This is a genomic window from Roseateles puraquae (assembly GCF_002205845.1).
Taxonomy (GTDB): Bacteria; Pseudomonadota; Gammaproteobacteria; order Burkholderiales; family Burkholderiaceae_C; genus Pelomonas; species Pelomonas puraquae.
Window position 1 is genome coordinate 126,502 of record NZ_NISI01000014.1, and the last position, 7,625, is coordinate 134,126.

The following is a 7,625-nucleotide window of genomic DNA, read 5'->3' on the forward strand; positions in this document are numbered from 1 at the left end:
TGGCCGTAGGCGCCGGTCGCTCCCTGGGGCGACGACTCATGAGCGGGGCAAACCCTCGGAAGAGGGGGTCAGCAAGCCATTGATACAGAAGGAGAATTTCTCACCGTCGGGCGCAAACCCGCATGGATACTGGGGGTCGACTTCGTCCTAAATCGCACCGAAGTCAAAAGGACCCCTTGTTCCATCGAGATGGCCACCTGCATGAGGTCGGGGAAGCCGTCTTCGATGAGCTTCCAGTCGATGACGTCGGTGAACAGGCCGTCGATGTGGTCGTAGGTCGTGGACTTGTCAGGACGGTAGAAGTGCAAGTCCTTCCAGCCACGGATGCGCGGCATCAGCGTGATGCCGGAGAGGTAGGTGTAGGCGAACACGGTCTCCGACTGGCCATGGGTGTCCGAATACACGGTGTCGGGCTCGACGCTGAGACCTGTTTTGAGCAGAGCCTCGATGACGTAGATCGCCTCCAACATGCCTGGCGGGATGAAGTGGCGAAAGTAGGCGATGTAGTTGTCGGCCACGTGCCGGTAGGCGACTGCGCCCATCTTGCGATAGCGGAAATGCATGCCCGCGAGCAGGTTTTGATCGAAGAAGTCGTACTGCGTGCCGTCGGCAGCCACCTTTTTGCCGTCGCCCCAGACCTTGGGCAGCTCCAGCCGCAGGTAGAGCTCGGCCAGATCGCGACATGCCGCGTCGAGCTGGTCCAGGCTCATGTGGCGGCGGCTGGTGTAGGACAGCTGGTGCGGCGTCACACCGTTGGAGAGATGCCGGGCCGCCTGGTTCGGACCCAGGTTGCAGCCGAGCGCGAAGGTCGTGAGGAGATAGCGCTCGCGAGCGTTGCGGATCTTTGGTTCGTCCCCGCTGAGCGGCCCGAAGTGGCGGGTGAACCCGGTCCAGTGCTCGATGTTCGCGAGGATGTCCAGGATGTTGCGCGAAGGGACGCGGCTTTCGAGGGCGGCCTGAAGCGCGATCGCCGAGGCCGGCACTTCCTTGGCCGTCGTGCGCTTGACCGAGATGCCGCCGCGGTTGTCGATGACGACATCGCCGGCGTGCTTGGGAAACTCCGCGTCGAGCTTGCATGCCGTCTCCCGCAGCATGTTCTTCAGGTTCTCGACGAAGGCCTTGGCGGTGGTGGGAAGGCCAACCCGCTCGCAGTACTTCGGCAGCAGTTCCTTGCAGTCCTTCCACGGCAGCAACTGCTTGCGGTAGTCGGCGAAGGACTCGGAGCCGTCGACGCAGACGCCACCAGAGCGGAGCTCGGTGGCCAGATGGCTGAAGACGCAGACCTCGAGGTTGCGGCGGTTTGTCGGGTGGCCCTGACCACTGGACCGGCGAATGAGCTTGTGCCACCGCTCCGACGCGAAGGAGAGGTCGACCTCGTCCTCGATCCATTCGGCCTTGCGTGACTCGTTGGCCAGCACGATGACCAGCGCGTTCAGGAGGCTCTTGTCCTTGCCAGGGATCTCGAACTTCAACGCCAAGGCCATGCGGAACATGACCGAGCGGTGGCTAGAGAAGGGCTTCCAGACGAGGGGCAGGTGATTGCTGCCGCTCCACACCCTGATCGCTGCACAGCTCTCACGCAGCGGGTCGAGATCTCCCTTCGGGGCCAGCAGCTCGCGCACCGCGGCGCCGGTCTCGGCGTCGTCGAGCTTTTCGGCGAGGATCTCAAGAACGTCGTCCAGCGTGGCGACCAGCTCCTCGCTCAAGTTGCGCTGGCGCTTTTGGATGTCCTGCAGCTTCTCCCGGGCCATCTTGTGCATGGTGCTGATGCGCCGGCAGAACATCTCCGCGATGTCGTCGCGCGCCCGCACTTGCATTTGGTGGATCAGGGCCAGGATGTAGGCGTGCCGCTTGGCAGGCCTGAAGTCCTTCATGTCGCCGGCGTCCATCGCTGCGGCGACGTCGCCCATGTACTTGAGCTTGGTGGCGGCAATGCCGGCCAGCGGTGCTTTGCAATCGGGCAGGCCCTCGAGCCAGTGCAACTGTTCGATGAGGTCGTCAAGGTGCTTGCGCGATGACCGCTTGGCAGAACGCTTGAGCTGGTTGTAGCGGGTCTGGCGCGACGGCAGCTCGCCATGCAGCAAGTTATCCAGCCAGGCGCGCTGCTCGCCATTGAGCTTCTGGGCGATGGCCACGTGAAGGTCGGCCTCCGCCGCGGCGTGGATCGCTTCGGCAATGTCGTCAAGCGTGCGGAAGGCGGGCAGCTCCCAGCCCAGTCGGACCATCTCGTTGACGACGATGTTGATGAGGTCGATGCGGGTATTGACGAGGTTGGCTGCGTCCCGGGCGGTCTTGAGGATCAGGTCCCGGCCGGCTTTCTCGTCGTAGGCCTTCACGCCCAGCATCTCCCGGATCTTCCGGTGATGGCGGTACATGGTGTGGGTCAGCTCGCCGCCGTAGTCAAGCGCCTGGGTGGGACTCAGACCGAGGGAAGCGCTGACGTGTTCGACGATCTCCGGGGGGATCTCCGCGAGGGGCGGGAAGTGATGCAGGTGCTGAAAACACTTCAGCAAGGTCGCCAGACCGATCCTGAGCGCGGCGCCGCGTGAGGTGCCGTTGACCCATTCCACCTCGTCAGCAGTGGGCGTGAAGGACTGCTGGAGATCTTTGAGCGTGATGACCCTGGGCAGTCGCGGATACGCGGTCCGTTCGATCGACGACATTGCGTCTCCTATATGAAAGGAGCGCGGATTCTTGAAGCTGTATGTGTCAAGCGCCTTACGCGGACACCTTGAGCCGTTATGACGATGACGTCTATCTGTCGCGTTCTATATGCGCTCAGCGCTTATGACAGAAAACTGGCCTTATCCCGGCATGCCCCCAGTCGGTGCGCGATCTGCCCGGCCTTGCCGGCCGCCTTCTCCGCCTCCAGCGCGTTGACCAGTTCCACCGTTGACTGGAAGCGCACCCGTTTGCCATGCCGCTGGATGGCCTCGATGCCCAACGCCGTGGCCAGGTGCGTCTTGCCGGTGCCCGGCCCGCCGATCAGCACCACGTTGTGTGCGGCCTCGGTGAACTGCGTCGTGTGCAGCTTGCGCACCAGGGCCTCATCGACCGCGCTGGCCTCGAAGTCGAAGCTCACCAGGTCCCGGTGCGCCGGGAAGCGCGCGGCCGTCATCTGGTACGCGATGGAGCGCACGTTGCGCTCGGCGCCCTCGGCGTCCAGCAGTTGTTCGATCAGCTGCTCAGGTTCCAGCGCCGCGTGGCGGCAATGCGCCACCAGCTCGGGCCAGTTGGACGCCATGCCGTGCAGCTTGAGTGCCTTCAGCCGCGTGACGATCTCAGTACTCATGAGCGTGCCTCCTGTGGGTTGCGTAGCGCGTCATAGCGCTGCACGTCGGCGCGGGGTTCCTCCTTCAGCGCCGGTGTGGGTTGGGCCAGTTCACGGATGGCCGTGGTGCCGTCCTTCAAGCGCGCCAGCACGTTGAGCACATGCTCGGCGCTGGGCCGTCCTGCTTCCAGCGCAATCTCTGCGGCCACCAGCACCGCCTCCAGGCCATGCACCGGCACGGCCGCCAGCACCTGCGCCATGACGCGGTCGCCGCCCGCGTGGCGCAGCAGATGGCGCTGCAGCGTCTGCAGCACCTCAGGCATGACCTTGAAGGGCGCGCCGTTGCGCAGCGCCCCGGGCTTGGTCTGCACCAGCGGGATGTAGTGCTGCCAGTCGTAGAAGGTCAGGTCGCGCTCGAAGCTGCGGGTGTGCCGCGCCACCTCGACGCCGTCCGCCACCAGCACCAAGGTGTCGGGGTAGGCGTGCAGGCTGAGCACGGCGTTCACATGCCGCGTCGGCACGCTGTAGCGGTTGCGCTGGAAGTGCACCAGCGCCGTGGCGGACACGCGCACGGGTTGCTCAACGTAGCCGTCGAAGGGCTTCGGGCACGGCATCAGCCGCGCCTGTTCGTCTTGCAGCACGTCGGCCACAGTCAGCGCTGGCCATTCGGGGTGCGCGCTCTCGGCCCAGCAAGCACGGCAGCGCTCAGCGAGCCAGGCGTTGAGCGTGGCCAGGTCCGGCCAGCGTCGCTCGCTGGCTTCGCGCCAGACCTGGCGTCGCCGGTCCTGCACGTTCTTCTCAACGATGCCCTTCTCCCAGCCCGAGGCCGGGTTGCAGAACTCGGGCTCGAGCAGGTAGTGCGAGCACATGGCCTGGAAGCGCGCGTTGACCGAGCGCTGCTTGCCGACGCCGACCTTGTCGACGGCGGTCTTCATGTTGTCGTACACGCCTCGACGCGGCACACCGCCTAGCGCCTGGAAGGCGCGTGCGTGGGCGTCGAACAGCATCTCGTGGCTCTGCGTCGGGTAGGCCGTGAGCCAGAAGGCGCGGCTGCTGGCGAGCTTGGTGTGCGCGACCTCCAGCCGTCGGCGCAGGCCGCCCACGAAGACGTACTCGCAGCTCCAGTCGAACTGGAAGGCGTCGCCGAGCTCGAAGCTCATCGGCACGAAGGCGGCACGCCGCGGAGCTGCGTCCTGCTCGGCACGCCAGCCTCGCACCCAGCGGGTCACGCGGGCATAGCTGCCGGCGTAGCCCAGGGCGCGTATCTGCTCAAACAGCATCTTGACCGTGCGCCGGTCGCGCACCGGCCGGTGCTGGTCGGCCTTGAGCGCCGACGCCAGATGCTCAGCCCAGGCATCCACCGCGCTGGCGGTCTCTCGCTTGGGGTACTTGGGTTCGGTCACGCCCTCCTGGCGCAACCACTGACGAACAGTGTTCCGGGACAACCCGGTTCGCCGACTCACCTCGCGGATGGACAGTCCATCTCGCAGGTGCATTCGTCTGATCTTGGCCAACATGCCCACGCTGATCACTCCTGCTTCCCCTGCTCGTTCCTTGAGCAGGTCAGTGTGTTTGCGTGGGTCAGTTTTGCGCGAGCATCACCCCGCTACGTGGGGATGCGGACGATTTCTTGGACTACCTGGAGGTAGTTCATGTACTCATACGAGGACCGGCTTCGAGCCGTGCAGCTGTACATCAAGCTGGGCAGGCGCATCGGCTTGACCATCAGGCAGCTGGGATATCCGACGAAGAATGCACTCAAGACCTGGTACCGCGAGTACGAGCAGAGCCACGAGCTGCGCGCCGGCTACACGCGGCCGGCGCGGTTTTCTCAGGAGCAGAAGGTGCGGGCTGTCGAGCACTACCTTGAGCACGGCCGGTGCATCGCTGCGACGATCAAGTCACTGGGCTATCCGTGCAGATCACTGCTGTCGGCCTGGCTCCAAGAGCTGCATCCGCGGCCCACGCGCGTGGTCGGTCGATCGCAGGAGCTGGCGCCTGAAGCCAAGCACTCTGCCGTGATCGCCTTCTGCACACGCCCGGCCAGCGCGCAGGCCGTGGCCGATGAGGTCGGCGTGTCTCGGGGCTCGCTGTACAAGTGGAAGAATCAACTGCTCGGCCACGACGCACCCGCATCCATGAAGCGCAAGCAAGGCGCCCCTGCAAGCTCAGATCGAGCCGACCTGGAACAGCAGCTCGAGACGCTGCGCCAAGACATCCGCCGGCTGCAGCTCGAGAAGGACCTGCTGAAGAAGGCGAATGAACTCTTAAAAAACGGCCATCGTGGCGCGGCCCCGTCCCAGTGGACAGAAACACCGGGCTACCTACACTGACCAAGTCGGACTGTGGCCGTCAGCTTTTTGGAGGCTTTCGTCCCCGTCAAAAAACGTGGCCCCTGGGGATCTTGCGGACCCAGCTGTGGTGGCGCCTTGTGCGACCCCGTTTAGGAAAGTGATTGATCCGCTCCCCTGTCCGGCGCTTTGCCTACAGGAGGTTGCCATGTCCAAGGTTGGAAAGGCGCTCGGTCTGCCGATCGTCAATGCCAGAGCCGCCGGTATCGACATCGGTGCACGCATTCAGGTCGCGGCTGTACCGCCCGAACTGAGCGACGATCCGGTGCGAACGTTCGGGAGTTTCACCGCCGACATCGAGGCAATGGCCAACTGGCTTGTCTCAGCCGGCATCACGACTGTGGCGATGGAGTCCACCGGTGTGTACTGGGTTCCGGTCTACGAGATCCTTGAAGAGCATGGCTTGGACGTTGTGCTCGCCAACGCCCGTGACTGCAAGGCTGTTCCGGGGCGCAAGAGCGATGTCAACGATGCGCAGTGGTTGCAACGCCTGCACGCCTGCGGACTGCTGCGGCCAAGCTTCCATCCGAGCCCGGAAATCGCGGCGTTGCGCGCCTACATGCGGATCCGGGACCGCCATCTCGAGTACGCAGCAGCGCACATGCAGCACATGCAGAAGGCACTGACGCTGATGAACCTCCAACTGCACCACGTGCTCAGCGATATCAGCGGCGTCACCGGACTGAAGATCATCCGGGCCATCGTGGCGGGCGAACGGGATCCCGACGTTCTAGCATCCATGCGAGATGTTCGCTGCCGTGAGAGCCTGCAGACCATTCGGTCTGCGCTGGTGGGCAATTACCAGCCCGAGCATGTGTTCGCGCTGTCTCAAGCGCTTGCGCTGTTTGATTCCTACCAGGATCGCATCGCTGACTGCGATCGGCAGATCGAGAACGCGTTGCGCCAGCTGAACGTCGGTCGGCCTGAGCCAGAGGCGAAGCTGCCGGCACCGCGTACCAAGACCAAGCAGGTCAACGCCCCAAAATTCGATGTGCGGGCCATGCTGTACCAACTGACCGGGACCGACCTGACCGCTATCCATGGCCTCGGACCCAGCATCTCGCTGTCACTGGTTGCCGAGTGCGGTACCGACCTCAGCAAGTGGCCCACCGAGAAGCACTTCACCTCATGGCTGTGTCTGTCGCCGGGATGCAAAATCAGCGGGGGCAAGGTGCTCTCCGCCCGTACCCGCAAGAGCTCCAGCCGCCTCGCGTCGCAGTTGCGCTTGGTGGCCGTCAACGTCGGCCGCACCGAGACGGCCCTCGGCGCGTTCTACCGTCGCCTGGCTGCCAGGATCGGCAAGGCCAAGGCCGTGACCGCCACGGCGCGCAAGCTCGCCATCCTCTTCTACCGCGCGATGCGCTTCGGCATGCAGTACCAGGACCCTGGAGCTGACCAATACGAGCAACGGTACCGTGAGCGCGTCGTCAAGCAACTCGAGCGACGCGCTGCGCGCTTCGGCTTCGCGCTGCAACCAGTCCAGGAAGGTGTTTCTTAGGAAAGAGCTGGGCATCGATCAGCAGCCCCTGACGAACCGGGAGAAGACGCTGCTGGTTGATGCCCTGAGGTCGACCTATACGGTGACGGAACTGCTCTGCGAGTTGAACCTGCCGCGCAGTTCCTACTTCTACCATCGCGCCCGGCTCGGGTTGGCAGACAAGTACGCTGACGTGCGCCAGGCCATGACCAACATCTTCGAGCGCAACTACCGCTGCTACGGCTACCGGCGCCTCCACGCATCGTTGAGTGATCAGTGCGTCAACGTCTCGGAGAAGGTCGTGCGCCGTCTGATGAAGCAGGAGTGCTTGGTCGTCGCGACCAGCAGACGCCGTCGGTACGGCTCCTACATGGGCGAGATCAGTCCAGCGCCCGACAACGTGTTGAACCGAGATTTCAGCGCCGATGCGCCCAACGAGAAGTGGCTCACTGACATCTCGGAGTTCCAGATCCCGGCTGGCAAGGTGTACCTGTCGCCCATGATCGATTGCTTCGACGGCATGGTC

Annotated in this window: 2 protein-coding genes and 4 pseudogenes; 3 read left to right on the top strand and 3 right to left on the bottom strand. The window is 64.2% G+C overall.

Going from position 1 to position 7,625, the window contains the following annotated elements; all coding sequences use genetic code 11:
• Positions 1 to 98: 98 nt before the first annotated feature.
• The 3 genes and pseudogenes from CDO81_RS24320 to istA all read right to left on the bottom strand — a co-directional run.
• Positions 99 to 2,663: pseudogene (locus tag CDO81_RS24320) on the bottom strand (Tn3 family transposase); the annotation flags it as partial.
• A gap of 158 nt (positions 2,664 to 2,821) precedes the next feature.
• A pseudogene (locus CDO81_RS24325) lies at positions 2,822 to 3,292 on the bottom strand (ATP-binding protein); the annotation flags it as partial.
• Positions 3,289 to 4,788: an IS21 family transposase gene (gene istA, locus CDO81_RS24330; RefSeq protein ID WP_420893064.1), complete on the bottom strand. Its 1,500-nt coding sequence runs from the start codon at positions 4,786 to 4,788 to the stop codon at positions 3,289 to 3,291. The gene istA and the pseudogene CDO81_RS24325, both read right to left, overlap by 4 nt.
• 135 nt (positions 4,789 to 4,923) lie before the next feature.
• Here istA and CDO81_RS24335 point away from each other — a divergent pair.
• From CDO81_RS24335 to CDO81_RS24345, 3 genes and pseudogenes are all read left to right on the top strand, one after another.
• Positions 4,924 to 5,550: pseudogene (locus CDO81_RS24335) on the top strand (transposase); the annotation flags it as partial.
• Between the two features lie 220 nt (positions 5,551 to 5,770).
• Positions 5,771 to 7,120, top strand: coding sequence for an IS110 family RNA-guided transposase (locus CDO81_RS24340; protein ID WP_088485843.1), 1,350 nt, complete (start codon positions 5,771 to 5,773; stop codon positions 7,118 to 7,120).
• Positions 7,116 to 7,625, top strand: a pseudogene (locus tag CDO81_RS24345) (IS3 family transposase); the annotation flags it as partial. The gene CDO81_RS24340 and the pseudogene CDO81_RS24345, both read left to right, overlap by 5 nt.

Bases quoted from the DNA above. Each gene is read 5' to 3' on its own strand.
- CDO81_RS24340 (WP_088485843.1), top strand. From the start codon at position 5,771: ATGTCCAAGGTTGGAAAGGCGCTCGGTCTGCCGATCGTCAATGCCAGA.
- istA (WP_420893064.1), bottom strand. From the start codon at position 4,788: ATGTTGGCCAAGATCAGACGAATGCACCTGCGAGATGGACTGTCCATC.